Annotated in this window: 18 protein-coding genes; 11 read left to right on the forward strand and 7 right to left on the reverse strand. The window is 70.6% G+C overall.

The genetic code is table 11. The features are described from left to right. Window positions 1-63 precede the first annotated feature (63 nt). Window positions 64-894, reverse strand: a complete 831-nt coding sequence (locus ASE44_RS02550) for an AraC family transcriptional regulator (RefSeq protein WP_082455710.1) — start codon at window positions 892-894, stop codon at window positions 64-66. Window positions 895-1,015: 121 nt separating this feature from the next. Here ASE44_RS02550 and ASE44_RS02555 point away from each other — a divergent pair, with 121 nt between their 5' ends. From ASE44_RS02555 to ASE44_RS02565, 3 genes are read left to right on the forward strand one after another with little or no spacing between them, the layout of a single operon-like run. After that, a complete protein-coding gene (locus ASE44_RS02555) occupies window positions 1,016-1,693 on the forward strand; it encodes a response regulator transcription factor (protein ID WP_056005284.1) in 678 nt (225 codons plus the stop codon). Continuing rightward, window positions 1,686-3,044 (forward strand): cell wall metabolism sensor histidine kinase WalK, encoded by a 1,359-nt coding sequence (locus tag ASE44_RS02560; RefSeq protein WP_056777237.1) that lies wholly within the window; start codon window positions 1,686-1,688, stop codon window positions 3,042-3,044. The genes ASE44_RS02555 and ASE44_RS02560 overlap by 8 nt, the downstream gene beginning before the upstream one ends. Before the next feature lie 57 nt (window positions 3,045-3,101). Continuing rightward, a complete protein-coding gene (locus ASE44_RS02565) occupies window positions 3,102-3,656 on the forward strand; it encodes a hypothetical protein (protein WP_056005291.1) in 555 nt (184 codons plus the stop codon). Window positions 3,657-3,738: 82 nt separating this feature from the next. On the opposite strand, the gene ASE44_RS02570 is transcribed toward ASE44_RS02565, so the two are convergent. Both ASE44_RS02570 and ASE44_RS02575 read right to left on the reverse strand, forming a co-directional pair. Further along, window positions 3,739-5,568, reverse strand: a complete 1,830-nt coding sequence (locus ASE44_RS02570; RefSeq protein WP_056005295.1) for a DEAD/DEAH box helicase — start codon at window positions 5,566-5,568, stop codon at window positions 3,739-3,741. Between the two features lie 92 nt (window positions 5,569-5,660). After that, a complete protein-coding gene (locus tag ASE44_RS02575; protein WP_056777240.1) occupies window positions 5,661-6,488 on the reverse strand; it encodes a DUF1206 domain-containing protein in 828 nt (275 codons plus the stop codon). A gap of 114 nt (window positions 6,489-6,602) precedes the next feature. Here ASE44_RS02575 and ASE44_RS02580 point away from each other — a divergent pair, with 114 nt between their 5' ends. Next, window positions 6,603-7,535 carry an alpha/beta fold hydrolase gene (locus tag ASE44_RS02580; protein WP_162235726.1) on the forward strand — a complete coding sequence of 311 codons (933 nt, stop codon included), beginning with the start codon at window positions 6,603-6,605 and terminating at the stop codon, window positions 7,533-7,535. Window positions 7,536-7,707: 172 nt separating this feature from the next. Continuing rightward, on the forward strand, window positions 7,708-9,189 hold the full coding sequence (locus ASE44_RS02585; protein WP_056777247.1) for an MFS transporter: 1,482 nt from the start codon (window positions 7,708-7,710) through the stop codon (window positions 9,187-9,189). A gap of 18 nt (window positions 9,190-9,207) precedes the next feature. Here ASE44_RS02585 and ASE44_RS02590 read toward each other — a convergent pair whose 3' ends face one another. Beyond that, a complete protein-coding gene (locus ASE44_RS02590; protein ID WP_056777250.1) occupies window positions 9,208-9,756 on the reverse strand; it encodes a dihydrofolate reductase family protein in 549 nt (182 codons plus the stop codon). Window positions 9,757-9,877: 121 nt separating this feature from the next. Here ASE44_RS02590 and ligD point away from each other — a divergent pair, with 121 nt between their 5' ends. Further along, window positions 9,878-10,903 carry a non-homologous end-joining DNA ligase gene (ligD, locus tag ASE44_RS02595; RefSeq protein ID WP_056780781.1) on the forward strand — a complete coding sequence of 342 codons (1,026 nt, stop codon included), beginning with the start codon at window positions 9,878-9,880 and terminating at the stop codon, window positions 10,901-10,903. A 61-nt stretch (window positions 10,904-10,964) separates the two neighbouring features. Here ligD and ASE44_RS02600 read toward each other — a convergent pair whose 3' ends face one another. Beyond that, a complete protein-coding gene (locus tag ASE44_RS02600; protein ID WP_056005310.1) occupies window positions 10,965-11,282 on the reverse strand; it encodes a hypothetical protein in 318 nt (105 codons plus the stop codon). 261 nt (window positions 11,283-11,543) lie between these two features. On the opposite strand from ASE44_RS02600, the gene ASE44_RS02605 reads away from it, so the two are divergent. Together ASE44_RS02605 and ASE44_RS02610 are read left to right on the forward strand one after the other, a co-directional pair. Beyond that, the gene (locus ASE44_RS02605; protein ID WP_056005313.1) at window positions 11,544-12,587 is read left to right on the forward strand and encodes an NAD(P)-dependent alcohol dehydrogenase; all 1,044 of its coding nucleotides are present in this window, start codon (window positions 11,544-11,546) and stop codon (window positions 12,585-12,587) included. Between the two features lie 21 nt (window positions 12,588-12,608). After that, window positions 12,609-13,832 carry an MFS transporter gene (locus ASE44_RS02610; protein ID WP_056005316.1) on the forward strand — a complete coding sequence of 408 codons (1,224 nt, stop codon included), beginning with the start codon at window positions 12,609-12,611 and terminating at the stop codon, window positions 13,830-13,832. On the opposite strand, the gene ASE44_RS02615 is transcribed toward ASE44_RS02610, so the two are convergent. Next, complete coding sequence (locus tag ASE44_RS02615) at window positions 13,829-14,596, reverse strand: PIG-L family deacetylase (protein WP_082455714.1); 768 nt, start codon at window positions 14,594-14,596, stop codon at window positions 13,829-13,831. The two genes, ASE44_RS02610 and ASE44_RS02615, sit on opposite strands and share 4 nt — an antisense overlap. Then, window positions 14,593-15,828, reverse strand: coding sequence for a glycosyltransferase (locus tag ASE44_RS02620; RefSeq protein WP_082455716.1), 1,236 nt, complete (start codon window positions 15,826-15,828; stop codon window positions 14,593-14,595). The genes ASE44_RS02615 and ASE44_RS02620 overlap by 4 nt, the downstream gene beginning before the upstream one ends. 136 nt (window positions 15,829-15,964) lie before the next feature. On the opposite strand from ASE44_RS02620, the gene ASE44_RS02625 reads away from it, so the two are divergent. From ASE44_RS02625 to ASE44_RS02635, 3 genes are all read left to right on the forward strand, one after another. Beyond that, window positions 15,965-16,390 (forward strand): VOC family protein, encoded by a 426-nt coding sequence (locus ASE44_RS02625; RefSeq protein ID WP_056777253.1) that lies wholly within the window; start codon window positions 15,965-15,967, stop codon window positions 16,388-16,390. A gap of 197 nt (window positions 16,391-16,587) precedes the next feature. After that, complete coding sequence (locus ASE44_RS02630; RefSeq protein WP_082455718.1) at window positions 16,588-17,307, forward strand: TetR/AcrR family transcriptional regulator; 720 nt, start codon at window positions 16,588-16,590, stop codon at window positions 17,305-17,307. A gap of 66 nt (window positions 17,308-17,373) precedes the next feature. Continuing rightward, a complete protein-coding gene (locus ASE44_RS02635) occupies window positions 17,374-17,889 on the forward strand; it encodes a CarD family transcriptional regulator (protein ID WP_056005325.1) in 516 nt (171 codons plus the stop codon). The last annotated feature ends 32 nt before the right edge of the window (window positions 17,890-17,921 follow it).

Genomic DNA, 17,921 nt, shown 5'->3' on the forward strand with positions numbered 1-17,921 from the left:
TCGAGCGGATACGACGCCTTCCTTCGCGAAACGGACACGTCGGGACCGGGCGCGTGAGCCGCTTCAGCCCGCGCGGAAGCGTCCTGGACTCGTCCCGGTGACCCGGCGGAACGCCGTGCCGAACGCCGTGGTCGAGCGGTACCCGACAGCCGCCGCCACCTCGTCGATGCCGTCACCGGCGATGAGACGCGTGATGGCGTGCTGCACCCGGGCAGCGGCGACCCAGCGCGCGAACCCGAGTCCCGTCTCCGACTCGAACGTCCGGGTCACCGTCCGCGTGCTCACGCCGAGGACTGTCGCCCATTCCGCGAGGGAGGTCCCGTCGGACGGACTCGCGCGGAGGCGCTCGACGATCGGCGCGAGGAGCGCTGACCGGGGGAGGCGCAGGAGCAGCTCGTGCTCGGCGGGTTCGAGGACGTCCAGGATGGTCGCCTCGGTGGTGGCTCTGGCGCGATCGTCGAGCCCGACCGCGCTCAGGCGGTCGAGCAGGAGCCGCAGCAACGGGGTGAGTTCGACCGCCGTCGGCAGCTCGGAGATGGCGGGCACCTGATACACACTGAACATCGCGGCCCGCTGCCAGGTGCCGGCGGGCGTCCAGCCGGTATGGCGCACGCCGGCCGGGATCCAGAGCGCGTGATGCGGTGTCACGGTCCAGACACGGTCGCCGACGGTGGCGGTGGACGCGCCGTGGTCGTTCCACAGGAGCTCGTGCGTGGGGTGCGAGTGTTCGTCCCAATGGGTGTCGCGTGCGATCCGCTCGGTGTTCCCACGGATGACGAACGGTACGGGGATCGCTCCCGCCTCGTAGAGCGGGAGTCGACGGCGTACCGGTCCGGTGTCCGCCCGGACGTCGACGGACTGCTCCCACGGGTCGAGGGCGGTGGGGGCGGACACCGCTCCAGCGTACGGGCGTCCGCGCCGGACCGCGTCGCTTCAGCGCTGCTTCAGCTTGCCCGCGCCACACTGGGAGGCGCCGCTCGAGCGTCGACGGCACGGAGCCGAGAGGTCACACCCCATGCGGATACTCGTCGTCGACGATGAGGTACGACTCGCCGAGGGCGTCAGGAGGGGCCTCGAGGCCGAGGGCTTCGCCGTCGACGTCGCCGCGAACGGGGTCGACGGACTCTGGATGGCCGGCGAACACCGGTACGACGCGATCATCCTCGACATCATGATGCCCGGCATGAGCGGGTACCGCGTCTGCCAGCAGCTCCGCGACGCGGGGGACTGGACGCCGATCCTCATGCTCACCGCGAAGGACGGCGACTGGGACCAGGTCGAGGCCCTCGACACCGGCGCCGACGACTTCCTGAGCAAGCCGTTCTCGTTCGCCGTGCTCGTGGCCCGGATCCGGTCGCTCGTCCGGCGGGGGTCCCGCGAGCGCCCGGCGGTCCTCGAGGTCGGTGAGCTCCGGCTCGATCCCGCATCCAAGCAGGTCCACCGCGGTGACGTCCCGATCGATCTCACCTCCCGCGAGTTCGCCGTCCTCGAGTTCCTCATGCGGCGCGGCGGCGAGGTCGTGTCGAAGCGCGAGGTGTTGCAGAACGTCTGGGACGACGACTTCGAGGGCGATCCCAACATCGTCGAGGTCTACGTCGGTCACCTGCGGAACAAGGTGGACCGGCCGTTCGAGCGGGCGTCGCTCGAGACCGTGCGCGGCTTCGGATACCGACTCGTGGGCGGCCGTGGCTGACGCCGGGCGGCATGATCCGGACACCGCCGGCCGGGCACCGTGGCGGTCCGTCCGCGCTCGGGCGGCCCTGGGCTCGGTGCTCGCCGTCGCCCTGTTCCTCGGCGTCGGTTCCATCGTCTTCGTCGGCCTGTTCTCGGCGACGTTGCGATCCGGCGTCGAGCAGAGTGCGGCGGCCGAGGCTGAGAGCGTCTCCGCGCAACTGACCGACGCCGACGCCACGACGCTGCCCGCGGACGACGGCCGGCTGCTGGTGCTGCTCGAGGACGGGCGCGTCGTCGACCGGACGGACGACGAGATCGAGCTGCCTACCCCGGTCCCGGACGGCGACTCCTTCGTCGCCGTCGTCGACGACGAGTCGGTGCTGTTCGCGAGCGAGGACCTCGAGGTCGACGGACGAGACCTGGTGGTCCTCGCGGGTCGTTCCCTCGAGGAGACCGACGACGCCGTCGGACTCGTGGGCGTGCTGCTGCTGGTCGCCGTCCCCGTGCTCGTGGTGCTGATCGGCGCACTCACCTGGCTCCTCGTCGGGCGTGCCCTGGCACCGGTGGAGCGCATCCGCCGCGAGGTCTCGGAGCTGGGAGCGGGGGAGCTGCATCGACGGATCGACGTGCCCGCGACGGGCGACGAGATCGGACGCCTGGCCGGGACGATGAACGCGTTGCTCGGTCGTCTGGAGGACGCCCAGACGGCGCAGCGCCGCTTCGTGTCCGACGCCTCGCACGAGCTGCGGTCGCCGCTCGCGGTCATCAGGCAGTACGCGGAGGTCGCGTCGCTCCACCCGGACCGGGTCGACACCGCCGAGCTGTCCGCGACGGTGCTCGACGAAGGCGCCAGGATGCAGACCCTCGTCGAGTCGCTCCTGCTCCTCGCGAAACTCGACGAGGGGGCGACGGGTACCGGACGACATGCACTCGACGTCGACGACCTGCTCCTGGCCGAGGCGGGCCGTCTCCGGTCCGTCGGTGGGCTGCGGGTCGAGTCGTCGTCGGTCGCCGCGGCGAGGGTCGACGGCGACGAGGCGCTGCTCGCGCGGGTCGTGCGGAACCTCGTCGACAATGCTGCGCGGCACGCGCGCTCGGTGGTCCGTCTCGGATGCTCGTCCGACGGCCGGTCCGTGAGGATCACCGTGGAGGACGACGGTCCGGGTGTGCCGGTCGAGCTGCGTGCGCGCGTCTTCGAACGCTTCGTGCGCCTCGACGAGAGCCGATCCCGCGACGCCGGTGGATCAGGCCTGGGACTCGCGATCGTGGCCGACGTCGTGCGGGTGCACGGCGGCTCGGTCGAGCTCGTGGACAGCGGGCTCGGGGGAGCCGCGTTCATCGTGACGCTGCCGGCCTCGCCCGCTTCCTGAACGCGGCTTCAGCTCGCTTCAGGCGCGCTTCAGCGCTCCTCGGACAGTCTGGGGCACATGAACGAGAACACAGCCTCTCAGCCCACCGACCCCACGCAGCCCACCGCAGCCACCGAGCGCATCGAGCCCGTCGAGCGCGTCGAGGCGACCGAGCACACGAACATCCCCGCAGCCCCCGCGTCCAAGCCGAGCTTCTGGCGCCGCAAGCCCGTCTGGATCACCGCGATCGTCGTCGGTGCCCTCGCCCTCGGCGGAGCCGGTGCAGCCTACGCGGTGGACGAGTTCGGAGACGCCGACGACGACCGCGTCGCATCGGCGTCGAACGTCGATCGCGACGGGGGCCCCGTCACCGACGACGCCGCCGCCGGAACCACCGACGACCGCGACGTCAGGGACGCCGACGACGTGCCGCTCACCCAGGACGAGTCGGACGCGGCCTCGAAGGCGGCCCTCGCCGAGGCCAAGGGTGGCACGGTGACCGACGTCGACCGCAGCGACGACCCCGGCGTCGCCTTCGAGGTCGACGTGCTCCTCGACAACGGTGACGAGCTCGAGGTCGCCCTCGACGCCGACTACGCCGTGGTCACGAGCGTCCTCGACCCGCGCGACTGAGGTCGACGCCGCCTGGTGCGGAACGACGAGGGCCGGACGGAATCCCAGGATTCCGTCCGGCCCTCGTCGTGTGCGCGGAGCGCTAGGAGCGCGGCTTGCGGTCGTACGACCCGCCGCCGGTGCCCGACTCGTCGTCACGCCGGCGTGCGGGACCACCGCGGTCGGGACGGAGCTCGATGAGCTTGCCGCTGATCCGGGTGTTCTCGAGCCGGTCGAAGACGTCGTTGCCGAGGCTCGCCGGCAGTTCGACGATCGAGAAGTCCGGCTTGATCTGGATCGCGCCGAAGTCCTCGCGCTTCAGCCCGCCCTCGTTCGCGAGCGCCCCCACGATCTGGCGCGGGTCCACCTTCTGGCGACGACCGACCGCGATGCGGTAGGGCGCCATCGGTCCGCTGGACGGACGGCTGCGACGCTCGGGACGGTCGCCCTGATCGCCACGGTCGCCGCGGTCGAACCGCGCGCCGCGGTCGCCGGAGTCGCGGCGGTCGCGACCGGCGCGGTCGGTGCCACGGTTGGTGTTGTCGAACTCCTCGCGACGACGACGCTCGTCCTCGGCGGAGAGCAGCAGCGGCGTCTCGCCCTGCGACACGACCGCGAGGGCCGCGGCGACGTCTGCTTCGGGGACGTCGTGGTGCGAGACGTAGTGGCCGATGATCTCGCGGAAGCGCTCGATGCGGTCGGTCTGGCCGAGCGCCTCGGTGATGGCGTCGTCGAAGCGGGTGAGGCGCGTGGCGTTGACGTCGTCGACGCTCGGCAGCTGCATCTGGGTGAGCGGCTGGCGGGTCGCCCGCTCGATCGCCTTGAGCAGGTGGCGCTCGCGCGGGGTGACGAAGCTGATCGCGTCACCCGTGCGGCCGGCGCGGCCGGTGCGTCCGATGCGGTGCACGTACGACTCGGTGTCCACCGGGATGTCGTAGTTCACGACGTGGCTGATGCGTTCTACGTCGAGGCCTCGCGCGGCCACGTCGGTGGCGACGAGGATGTCGAGCTTGCCGGCCTTCAGCTGGTTGACGGTGCGCTCACGCTGCACCTGCGCCACGTCGCCGTTGATCGCCGCGGCCGAGTACCCGCGGGCGCGGAGCTTCTCGGCGAGGGTCTCGGTCTCGTTCTTCGTCCGCGTGAAGATGATCATCGCGCTGAAGTTCTCGGTCTCGAGGATGCGGGTCAGGGCGTCGACCTTCTGCGGGTACGAGACCGTGAGGTAGCGCTGTGTGATGCTGGCCGAGGTCGTGGTCTTCGTCTTGACCGTGATCTCTTCCGGGTTGTTCAGGTACTTGGCCGAGATGCGACGGATCGACGACGGCATCGTCGCGGAGAACAGGGCGACCTGCTTCTCCTTCGGGGTGTCGGCCAGGATCGTCTCGACGTCCTCGGCGAAGCCCATCTTCAGCATCTCGTCGGCCTCGTCGAGCACGAGGTACTTGAGCTCGGTGAGGTCGAGGGTGCCCTTCTCCAGGTGGTCCATGATGCGACCCGGGGTGCCGACGACGATGTGGACGCCGCGGCGGAGCGCGGAGAGCTGCACGCCGTAGCCCTGGCCACCGTAGACGGGGAGCACGTGGACGCCGCGCAGGTGCGTCGCATACTTCTCGAACGCCTCGCAGACCTGCAGGGCGAGCTCGCGCGTCGGCGCGAGGACGAGGGCCTGCGGCGTCTTCTGCGCGAGGTCGAGCCGGGAGAGGATCGGGAGGGCGAATGCGGCGGTCTTCCCGGTTCCCGTCTGGGCGAGGCCGACGACGTCGCGTCCCTCGAGCAGCAGCGGGATGGTGGCCGCCTGGATGGCGGACGGGGTCTCGTACCCGACATCCTTCAGCACCTTGAGCACCGCGTCGTCGAGGCCGAGGTCGGAGAAGGTCTGCGTAGCGCCGGCGGGTTCCGCCTCGGGCTGCGTCGTGGAATCAGAAGACGTCATACTCCTAACGGTAGTCGCAACGCAAGCGTTTGCAGGACATCGTCTGGAGCTGACGCCGCCGCGTCGCCGCCCGAGGCGTTCGCCTCAGCGGGTCAGAGGCTGCCCCAGCGGGCGCGGGCGCCGCAGAACAGTCCGTAGGCGATGAGGCCGAGACCGACCACGAGCAGGATCACGACGCCGAACGGGAGTGCCGCGAGCGCGGAGATGGCGCCGTCCATCCCGGAGGCCTTCTCCGCGTCCTGCGTTGCCGCGGCGACGATGAAGAGGATCCCGACCGTGACGAGCGCGACCCCCTTGGCGACCCATCCGACGATCCCGAGGACCACGACGGCCCGCTTGGTCGTGCCGGTCGGCGGGTGCACGTCCTCCAGGAACTTCTGCGTCACGCCCTTGAAGACGAAGAAGCCGCCGATGCCGATGACGACGAGGCCGACGGCGATGACGACGAACACCCCGCCGGGGGAGGACAGGAGCGTCGCCGTCAGGCCCGTGCTGGACTGCGACGAGTCGCTGCTGCCGCCGAGGGCGAAGGTCAGTGCCGTGGATCCGACCGCGAGGTAGGCGATCGCGCGTCCGGCGGTCGAGATGCGCTTGCTCCACCGTTTCCGGGTGTCGGACTCGCTGACGAGGAACGCCGCGATGACGGTCCACAGCCCGAGTGCCAGCAGGCCGGCGGCGACGACCCAGATGATCACGATCCCACCCGGCGTGCCGGCGAGCGTCTTGAGCGCACCGGACTGGTCGGCGTCCCCGCCGCCCGATCCGCCGCCCGACAGTGCGATCGAGATGGCGATCCCGCCGATGAGGACGTGGAGGAGCCCGTTGACGGCGTGGCCGGTGCGGGCGAGCGTTCGGAGGGTCGTGCTGTTCTTGGCGGTTCCTGCGGCGTGGTCTGCGGTGGCGCGTGCGTTCGAAGGCATCAGACCACGCTAGCCGCCGCGGACTCGTGCCGACGGGGGGTTGCGCACCCGGCAGGCGGGCCGGCCGCCGACAGACGTCCGATCCGGATGGTGCCTCGTTTCCGAATGATCCGCATGTCCTCGAACCACTCCCGTCCTGCCGTGCCCGACCGTGCTTCCGCCATCACCGCCGATGAGACCGCCTTGGGACTCGGACGCGTCACGGTGGACACGGACATCGGACCCGTCACCGTGCGAGCGGGTCGTGAGGCAGGGGGACCGGCCACGATCCTCCTGCACGGTGCGGCAGGCTCCTGGACGACCTGGTCGCCGTTCCTCCGCGCCGACGACGAGCGAGGCGCGGTCGTCGACGACGTCATCGCCGTGGACCTCCCCGGGTGGGGCGAGTCACCGACGGCTGCTCGGGGGACGGTGAGCGTCCGAGCGCTCTCGGTCGCGGTCGCGACCGTGGCCAGAGCGCTCGGCTACCGTTCCTGGCGGGTCGTCGGGCACTCGCTCGGCGGCTTCGTGGCACTCGATCTCGCCGTCCTCGAGCCCGACGCCACGATCCGTGTCGACCTCGTCTCGCCGACCGGCGTCGGCGTCGTCGAGGCGATCCGTCACCCCGTGACGGGCGGCGTCCGCCTGCCGTGGTTCGCGGGCATGCTCGCCGGCATGCGCGTGTTGGAGGTGCTGGGCTCTCGGGGCCCGGCACTCCTCCGCCTCCTGAACCGGGCCGGACTCCTGGCGCCGCTCATGTCACCGCTCTTCGGACGACGCCGCGACCTCGACCGGTCCGTCGTCGACGCACTCGCCGCGGACGTCCGACCCGCGACCTTCCTGGCGGCGACGCGTGCTGCAGCCGCCTACGACCTCCACGGGTGGCGCGGTGTGCGCTGTCCCGTCCGCTGCACCATGGGCGGCCGAGACGTCTTCGTCGGTTCCGACGACGCGGCCGTCCTCGCGGCGCTCGTCCCCGACCTCCGGGTGCACACGTTGGCCGGGACGGGTCACTTCGCCGCGGTGGAACGGCCTGAGGCGGTCCTGGAGCGATACACCGCCGACTGATCCCGCGGTCTGCCGGGCGTGTTGCGTCATGTATCCGCTATCCTGGAAGCCTGCCCGACTTCGTGGTTGGGGTGGTTGATCGTCCGCACCGTGCTGCATTCGCGCCGTGTGCCGAGCATCGATCTGGGGCTGGAAACCCCCAGCACCCGCACCCCTCGCTCGGAGGTCCCCTATGTCTGCGTCCGCAGCCACCAAATCCCACGCCACCGCACCACCGTCCGGCTCGACCGGTCGCCGTTGGTGGGTGCTCGTCGTCCTCGCGATGACGCAGCTCATCGTCGTGCTCGACGGCACGATCGTCAACATCGCCCTGCCGGCCGCCCAGCGCGAGCTCGACCTGTCCGACACCCAGCGTCAGTGGGTCGTGACGGCCTACGCGCTGGCCTTCGGCGCGCTGCTCCTCCTCGGTGGCCGGATCGCCGACTACTGGGGTCGGAAGCGCACCTACCTCGTCGGCATGGTGGGCTTCGGCGCAGCGTCGGCGTTCGGCGGATTCGCGCAGAGCGGGACCGAACTCATCGTCGCCCGCGGCCTGCAGGGCGTCTTCGCGGCCCTCATGGCGCCGGCGGCGCTCGCCCTGCTCACGGTGACCTTCACCCACGGCCGCGACCGCAACACGGCGTTCGCCGTCTTCGGCACGGTCGCCGGAGCCGGCGCGGCCGTCGGCCTCATCCTCGGTGGGGTGCTCACCGAGTTCGTCGACTGGCGCTGGTGCCTCCTCGTCAACGTGCCGTTCGTCATCGTCGGCCTGATCGCCGGGCTCATCCTCGTGACCGAGAGCAAGGCCGAGGGCGACAACCGCTACGACTGGCTCGGCGCCGTCACGGTCATCCTGGGACTCGGTTCCCTGGTCTACGGCTTCACGCTCGCCGAGGGCGGCTGGGGCAGCATCGACACCATCGGCTTCCTCGCGCTCGGCGCCGGACTCCTGGCCCTGTTCGTCGTCATCGAGATGCGCGTGGCCCAGCCGCTGCTGCCGTTGCGCATCGTCGCCGACCGCGTGCGCGGTGGTGCCTTCCTCATGCAGATGATCGTCGGCAGCGTCATGATCGGTGCGCTCCTCTACCTGACCTTCCACCTGCAGATCGTGCTCGGCTTCCCGCCGCTCGAGGCGGGGATCGCGACCCTGCCGATGACCGCAGCGATCATGATCGTCGCCCCCATCGCCACCAAGCTCCTGCCGGCGATCGGTCCGCGCCCACTGCTCATCGGGGGTCCGCTGATCGCTGCGGCGTCCCTCGTGTACCTCAGCCGCATCACCGCAGACGGGAACTACTTCGTGCAGGTCCTCCCGGCGCTCATCGTGCTCGGGGTCGGCATGGCCATGGTCTTCGTGCCGATGCAGAACCTGGCGCTGACCGGTGTCGCCCCGCACGATGCCGGCGCCGCCTCCGCCACGGCGAACGCCTCCATGCAGATCGGCGGCTCGATCGGGCTGTCGGTCTTCACCACCGTCTACGCCAGCGTCACCGACCAGGCGACCGTCACCGATCAGACGTCGCAGCTGGTGGCGTTCACCCAGGGTTACTCGGCCGCGTTCATCGCCGCTGCGGTCGGACTCGTGGTCGCGAGCGTCATCGCGGTCGTCTGCATCCGCGGTCGCAAGGAGGACCTCCTGCCCTCTGGTGACCAGCAGGCCGTCCACCTGGGCTGATCGCGACCGCGCGCGCCGCTAGCTGCGGGGTGCGTAGGTCGAGAGCACGTTGCCGGAGCTCGTCTGCACGGAGCGGACGAGCTCCAGCCGCGTCACGGGGTCGCTCGGCTCGAAGAGGTGGCGCCCGCCGCCGGCGACGACCGGGTGGACCATGAGGGTGAGGCGGTCGAGGAGACCGGCGAAGAGGAGCTGCCGGACGACGGAGATGCTCGCCTGCACGGCGATGCGCCCACCGTCCTGCTCCTTGAGGTCCGCGACGAACGACTCGAGCGCGCTCGGGATGACAGATGCGTTCTCCCAGGCCAGAAGGCCCGTCAGCGTGCGCGAGGCGACGTGCTTTCGAACCGGGTTGATGAACGAGCCGAACGGGTCGTCACCGTCGACGGTCGGCCAGAACGCGCTCCACTGCTCGTAACTCACACGGCCGAGGAGGACGTCGTCGATCGGTGAGATCGCCTCGGTCATCATCGCCCCCATGTCGGCGTCGAAATGGTCGAACTGCCACTGGTCGGGCGATTCGACGACACCGTCGACGGACTGGAACAGCGACGCATGGACCTCGCGCATGGTGGCTCCTTCGCCAGAGTAGGGCTGCCTGCCTGTCCGGCGGACGTGTCCGTTCTACTCCGCTCCGGCCATGAGCACCACCCTCGTGACGACCTCCGGACGGACGCGTACCGTGTCCGGCATGGCCAGCACCGCGATCGTCCTCACCGTCCCCGGACCGCACGGCGACCGGGAGGTGCGGCTGTCGAGTCCTGAGCGGGTGCTCTGGGAGGAGCCCGGCATCACCAAGCAGGAGCTCGCCGAGTACCTCATCGAGGTGGCACCGGCGTTCCTCACCGCCAACGGCGACCGGCCCGTGTCGCTGCAACGTTTCCCGGGCGGTGTCGACGGCGAGTGGTTCTTCTCGAAGAACCCGCCGAAGGGCGCTCCCGCGTATGTGCGTGCGGTGGACGTCGTGTACCCGAGCGGGCGGCAGCACCCGCAGCTCGTCCTCGATGAGGCGGCAGCGGTCGTCTGGGCGGCGCAGATGAACACCGTCGTCTTCCATCCATGGCCGTCGCGGGCGGCCGACCCCGATCGGCCCGACGAGCTGCGGATCGACCTCGACCCGCAGCCGGGCACGGACTTCGCCGACGCCGTCCGCGTGGCCGCCTCGCTGCGGGAGCTGCTGACGGAGGTCGGGTTGACCGGCTTCGTGAAGACCTCCGGGAACCGAGGCGTCCACGTGTTCGCCCCCATCGAGCCGGAGCACGAGTTCCTGGACGTCCGTCACGCCGTGATCGCCGCGGCACGCGAACTGGAGCGGCGGGATCCGTCCCGGGTGACGACCTCCTGGTGGAAGGATGAACGCGGCGAGCGCATCTTCGTCGACTACAACCAGGCGAACCGCGACCGGACCATGGCGGGCGCCTACAGTCCGCGCGCCCTGGCGGCGGCGACGGTCTCGTGCCCGGTCACCTGGGACGAGCTGCCGGAGATCGACCCTGGCGCGTTCACGGTCAGGACGGTGCCCGAGCGGCTGCGGTCGGTCGGCGACCCGTGGGCGGGGATGCACGATCACCCTGGACGGATCGACGTCCTCCTGCAGTGGTGGGAGCGGGACCTCGAGCAGGGCCTGGGCGAGCTCCCGTTCCCTCCCGACTTCCCGAAGATGCCGGGGGAGCCGCCGCGGGTGCAGCCGAGTCGGGCGAAGCACCCCGAGGAGTGACCCGTGGACGCACGAGCGCCCGGTGATCGTGGATCACCGGGCGTTCCGTGGGTGCTCGGGGCTATTCGGCCTTGCCGAGGGCGAAGCGCACGCCGCCCTGCTCGTCGATTTGCGCGTCGAGGACGGCGTCGCTGAGAGCGACCGCTGCGGACTCCTCGAGGAACACGGTGGCTCCTGCGCTCTCGATGACCTGGTCCGCTTCATGCGGCGTCGCCGTCATCGTGACTTCGAAGTTGTTGTCGTCGGAGCTGCTGATGCGCAGTCCGGCGCCGTGCGTGAGCGACGACGCGTCGTCCGGGACCACCAGTCCCGGGGTGAGTGGTGCGTTCTCGGCGAGGGTCTTGACGACTCGGCCGGCGTTCTCGGTCAGGGTGAGCATGTGTGTTCTCCGTTCCGTTCGCGAATACGAGTTCCCCACCTTGCTCGGCTTCGGCCCGGGGCGCCACCAGCTCGGCGATCCTCTGCGGGAACTGCCAAGCAACTCTGCAGGGATTCACACCTGGCGGGTCGGCCGTAGCACACCTCGGACGTGAGCTCTTGGGGGAGGCCCGGGCGGAGTGGGCTGCTAGCGTCGAAGGTGCTGTCCGGCGCGATCACCCCGCCCCACGGCACCCCCAACCCCCACAGCTCGAGGAGTCCTATGACCACCGTCGCCGCCATCATCAAGCCCACTGCCGACGCCCCCTTCGAGGTCGGTTCGATCGAGCGCCGCGCTCCGCGGGCCAACGACGTCGTCATCGACGTCCTCTACGCCGGCATCTGCCACAGCGACATCCACCAGGCCCGCGAAGAGTGGGGCAAGGCCATCTTCCCGATGGTGCCCGGTCACGAGATCGCCGGTGTCGTCACCGAGGTCGGCGAGGGCGTCACGAAGCACCGGGTCGGCGACCGCGTCGGCATCGGCTGTTTCGTCGACTCCTGCCGCGAGTGCGAGAACTGCGTCGCCGGCGAGGAGCAGTTCTGCCTCAAGGGCAACGTCGCCACCTACAACGGACGCGAGTACGACGGCGAGCCCACCTACGGCGGGTACAGCAAGCAGATCGTGGCCGACGAGAACTACGTGTTGAGCATCCCCGAGGGCATCGAGCTCGACGTGGCGGCTCCGCTGCTGTGCGCCGGGATCACCACCTACTCCCCGCTGAAGCACTGGGGTGCCGGTCCCGGCAAGCAGGTCGCGATCGTCGGCATGGGTGGCCTCGGCCACATGGGCGTGAAGATCGCTCACGCACTCGGCGCCGAGGTCACCGTCCTCAGCCAGACGACCTCCAAGGAGGCCGACGGCAAGCGCTTCGGAGCGGACCACTACTACGCCACCGGCGAGGAAGGCACGCTGCAGTCGCTCCGTGGCCGGTTCGACCTCATAATCAACACGGTCTCGGCCGACCTCGACATCGACGCGTACCTGTCGACGCTGAAGCTCAACGGCTCGATGGTCTTCGTCGGCCTGCCGGAGAACACCCAGCAGTTCCGTGTGTTCTCGCTCGTGGGAGGCCGCCGCTCGCTCGCAGGCTCGAACATCGGCGGCATCCGCGAGACGCAGGAGATGCTCGACTTCTGCGCCGAGCACGGCATCGGTTCGGAGATCGAGCTCATCGGCGCCGACGAGGTCGAGGGCGCGTACGACCGCGTCGTCCGCAGCGACGTCCGCTACCGCTTCGTCATCGACACGGCGACGATCGGCTGATCGCACCGTTAGCCTGAGAACATGATCCGGCTCCCGTTCCGTCGCCCAGGCGGAGCGGGAGCCGTTGCTCGTGAGCCGCTCGGTCGCGAGGTCCTCGTCCTCGGTGGCGTCGCGTTCTTCGTGATGCTCGGCTTCGGGGTCGTGATCCCGGTGTTGCCGGTCTACGTCCGCAGCTTCGGGGTCGGCTATCTCGAGGTCGGAGCGGTCGTCTCCGTCTTCGCGCTCATGCGCCTCGTGGCGAACCCGTTCGTCGGAGCGCTCGTCGACCGGATCGGCGAGCGGGTGGTACTCGCCTCCGGGATCGGGATCGTCGCCGTCTCGAGTGCGTTGGTCGGCCTGGCGGCGGATTACCCGCAGCTGCTGCTGCTCCGTGGCGCGGGCGGGATCGGATCGGCCATGTTCTCCGTGGCCGCCATGACCCTGCTCCTGCGGACGACCGCGCCACACCGCCGAGGCCGGGCGGTCGGCTTCTACCAGGGCGGGTTCCTCGTCGGCGGCATGGCCGGCCCGGCCGTCGGTGGGCTGCTCGCGACCATCTCGCTCACGGCGCCCTTCTTCTTCTACGCCGGGACGCTCGCGATCGCGGGTGTCCTCGGCCTCGTCATGCTGCGGGGCAGTCGGATCGCCGCGCCCACCGAGCACGCAGCACCCGCCGAACCGTTCCGCACCGTGCTCCGCGACCGTCGGTACCAGGCGGCCCTCCTGGCCAACTTCGCCAACGGCTGGGCGTCGATGGGGGTCCGCGGCGCGCTCGTCCCCGTGCTCGTCGTCGAGGCGCTGCACGAGGAAGCAGCCTGGACCGGTGTCGCGTTCGCGATCGCAGCCGTGGCGCAGACCCTGGCGCTCGGGCCGGCCGGCCGCTTCGTCGACACCGTCGGTCGACGCCCGGCGATGCTGGTGGCCTTCCCGGTCGCTGCGCTGGCCCTCCTCGCGATGCCCTTCGTCGGCGAGCTCTGGATGCTCGTCGTCGCGCTCTGTGTCTACGGCGTCGCGGCCGCATTCCTCGGGACGGCGCCGGCGGCGGCTGTCGGCGATGCCGCTGGCGGACGGGGTGGACGCGCTGTGGCGGTCTTCCAGGCGACGTCGGATCTCGGCGCCATCGTCGGCCCGCTGGTCGCCGGGGCACTGCTCGACGCCTTCTCGTTCCCCGCCGCGTTCGGCTCGGCGGTCGTGCTCATGCTGCTCGTCCCGGTGCTCGCCGCCCGCATGCCTCGGGAGCACCGCGAACCCGCCGCAGCGGGTTAGGGCGTACCGAGGCGGAGACCGACCGAGGTGGTGATGTCCTCGCGCTGGCCACCCGAGTGCACGAGCTGCGTGCCGTCGACCGTCAGCTGACTGGCGTGTTCGTGCAGCGCGCGGGTGACCTCGGGCAGCCGGTGCTGGAGGTCGAACCAGACGGCGTCATCGTGATCGGGGTCGAGGGATTCCTGGTGGTGCACGATCTCGGCGAAGGGTGTCCTGGTCCGCGCTGCCACCGCGAGAGCCGCCTCGTGCATCCGCAGGTGGTCCGGGTGTCCGTAGCCTCCGCCGTGGTCGTAGCTGATGAGGAGGTCGGGGGAGACGTGTGCGATGAGCGCGGCCAGGTCTCCGGCGACCTCGTCGAGTGGCGCGAGCGAGAACGCCTCCGGTCGGACGTCATCGGCCGGCCCGGCCAGCCCCTCCCGCACCCAGCGCATGCCGGAGTCGACGTACCGCGTCGTCGTCCCCGGTCGAGCGGCGGGCGGCGTCCCGAGCCAGTACTGCGCGGTGATCCCGAGGGCGGCGCAGGCGGCGGCGAGTTCCGCCTCGCGGTGCGCGGCGAGTGCAGCGGTTCCGGCGAGCGTGCGCAGGGGGCCGTCGACGACCTCGCCGCGCTCGCCCCGCGTCGCGGTCACGAGGACGACCGTGATCCCGCGGGCGACGAGGTCGGCGATGAGCGCCCCCGTCGCGAGCGTCTCGTCGTCGGGGTGGGCGTGCGCGACCAGGACCGTCCGCGCGCGTTCGAGCGCCGGCCTGAGACCGTCGGTCACGACGCGGACGTCGCCGCGGACGCGCCTCGTCGGGACCGGGCGGCGGCGGCGAGGGGCCGGTAGACGTCGACCAGAGTGTCGCCGGAACGTTGCCAGTCGAAGTGCTCGGCGCGCTCGCGAGCCGTGGTGCCGAGGCGAGCGAGTCGCGTCTGGTCGGTCAGGAGCCCGGCGACGGCCGCTCCCCACACCGCTGGATCGCGGGACTCGAGGACGATGCCGGTCTCCCCGTCGACGACGGCCTCCCGCAGGCCACCCGACGCGGCGGCGACGGTCGGCACGCCGCTCGCCGCGGCTTCCAGCGCGACGAGACCGTACGTCTCCGAGTGGGAGGGGACGAGCACGAGCGTGCTCTCGCGGAACAGCGTGGCGAGCCCGACCCGCGACTGCGGCCCGACGAAGCGGACGTCGTCGGCGACACCGAGGTCACGGGCGAGGGCGGCGAGTTCCTCCGCATAGCGGTCGTAGTCGACTGAGACGTCGCCGGCGATGACGAGTTCCGGGCGCAGTTCGCGCGGAACCGCGGCGATGGTCTCGATGGCGAGGTCGAAGCCCTTCAGCGGGTGCAGGCGACCAGCGACAACCGCCGTCGGACGACCGGAACGGGCACCGCCGAGCGGGTGGAAGAGCGTGCCGTCGACACCGGGCGGCACGATCGACACCCGATCGGGGCGGGCTCCGAGTCGGGTGATCGCGGTGTCGGCCTCGGCCGCGCTGATCGCGACGACGGCGTCCGACTCCGCGGCGAGCCACGCCTCGCCTGCCAGACGCCCGGGGGACTCGGCGCGTTCGCCGTGGGAGAGCGGCGTGGTGGACTCGGCGGCGATGCTGTGGAAGCTCTGCACGTGCGGAACCGCCAGTTCACGCGCGAGAGGGAGTGCGGCCATGCCCGAGAACCAGTGGTGGGCGTGCAGGACGTCGTACCGCGGCAGCCGGGCGAGCTCCGAACGGAAGTCCTCGACGAACTCCTCGTGTCGACCCTTCGCGACCGGCTCAGCGGGTCCGGCGTCGAGGAATCGCAGCGTCACGCCGGGGGCGAGGGCGGAGGAGGACGGCTGGCCGGCGGAGGACCGCCGGGTGATGACGTCGACCTCGTGCCCCGCGGCGCCCATTGCGACGGCCTGATGACGCACCACGACGTTCATCCCGCCGGCGTCACCGGAACCCGGCTCGTCACCGGGGCTGGTGTGGAGCGAGATCATCGCGATGCGGAGGGGCTGGGGTTGCGAGGGCACCAGACGAGCCTAGTAGCCGTGAGCGTCCCGGCCCCTCGTGGCGGAGCCACCAGAACGTGCTCGCGCATCCGACGCCGGAGGTTGAGAATGATCGCGAGACGAGTGCGACGGTGCACCCGCCCAGGAGAAAGGGACGATCATGACGACGCTCAACCCGTATCTCGGCTTCCGCGGGACAGCCCGCGAAGCGATGGAGTTCTATCAGGGCGTCTTCGGCGGCGAACTGACGGTGTCGACGTTCGGCGACTTCGGTGCCGCGGTCGAGCCGGACGAGGTCGATCTGGTGATGCACTCCCAGCTGACCGGCGACGCCGGGATCGTCTTCATGGGATCGGACACGCCGAAGCACATGGACTACCGCGAGGGTAACAACTTCTCGATGTCACTGAGCGGGCCGGACACCGACGAGGCCCGACTCCGCGAGTACTTCGAGCGGCTCGCGGACGGCGGCACGGTCCAGCAGCCGCTGAGTGTGGCCCCCTGGGGTGACTCCTTCGGCATGGTGCAGGACCGCTTCGGCATCACCTGGCTGGTGAACATCGCCGCCCCGGCGCAGGGGTGACGTGGGTGCGATGAGCGGGTGTGCCCGAGAGACGCCGGTCCCTGGGCTTCGCGCATCGCCTTCGACGTTCGGTCCCTGAGCCTGTCGAAGCGTTCCTCGTGGGCACTTCGACACGCTCAGTGCCCGGGAGGGGTGTGCCCGCGCCGTCACTGGCTGTCTCGGACAGCTGTCCGAGAAGTCGTGGTACACTGGCCTGAATGCCTCGCACATCAGGAGTATCCGCCCTCGGTGTCGAGCAGTCCACCTCCGGCCGTCCCACGAGCCTGTCCGTCGAGCGTCTCGCTCCGGTCCTCAGGGTGACGGGCGATCCTCGCGCCGAGCGGACGCGCCAGACGATCTTCGACGCCGTTGCGACCATCCTCGCCGGTCGTCCGGAACGCGTGTCCGTCGGCGACATCGTCCGCGTCGCCGGCATCAGTCGCAGCTCGTTCTACGCGCACTTCTCGAGCCTCGACGACCTCACCGCGGCCTACCTTCGCCTGCAGTTCGCGGGGCTCACCGCTCCCGCCACCACGCGACCGGTCGGCGAGCGGGCGAGCAGCCGCGAGCGCGCCGAGGACGCCTACCGTCGGCTGGTCGGCCAGCTCCTCGAGGACGCACCGCTCTACTCGAGCGTGCTCGAGCTCCCCGTCGCCCGTGCGGTCTTCGACGCGCTCGTCGGTGAACACGCCGACCACCTGGTCGCCGCCTTGCTGCAGCGCACCCGGGTCCCCGCCGGCATCCCGGTCGAACTGGTCTCAGCGTACGTCGCCGGCGGCACGCTGTCGCTCGTCGACGGTTGGCGACACGGCCGCATCGACGTCTCCGACGACGAACTCGTCGACTCCCTGGTCGCCCTCCTGCCCGCGTGGCTGCTCGAGGAACGACCCACCGGTGCATCGCCGCCGACGCAGACCCCCGAATCATCCGGCAGCTGAACGCGCCGGAGCACGACGACGCCGGTGCGAGAGCGCCGGTGACGACCTGAGAAGAGAAGAGGAACCATGCAGTTCATCGTTGGAGAGACCCTGGTCTACCCGCACCACGGAGCGGTCACCATCACCGAGTTGTCGAAGGTGACGATCAAGGGTGTCGAGCAGGACGTCATGACGCTCCGCGTGCACACGTCCGAGCTCACCATCAAGCTGCCGATCGCGAACGCCGACCTCGTCGGTGTCCGTGACGTCATCGACCACGACGGCGTCCAGGCCGTCTACGGCGTCCTGCGCGAGCCGTTCGTCGAGGAGCCCGGCAACTGGTCGCGCCGCTACAAGGCCAACCAGGAGAAGATGGCGAGCGGCAACGTCCACCGCGTCGGCGAGGTCGTCCGCGACCTGTGGCGCCGCGACCAGGACAGCGGTGTGTCTGCCGGTGAGAAGCGCATGCTGCAGAAGGCCCGCCAGGTGCTCGTCTCCGAGCTGGCCCTCGCACAGGCGATGACCGACGAGGAAGCCTCCGCCGGCCTCGACGAGGTGCTCGCCTCCTCGATCGCGACGCCAGAGGCCGTCGCAGCCAAGTAGTTCGGTTCCAGCAGAGCGCCCCTCCGGTTCGG

This window comes from Plantibacter sp. Leaf1, assembly GCF_001421315.1.
In the GTDB taxonomy this organism is placed as follows: domain Bacteria; phylum Actinomycetota; class Actinomycetes; order Actinomycetales; family Microbacteriaceae; genus Plantibacter.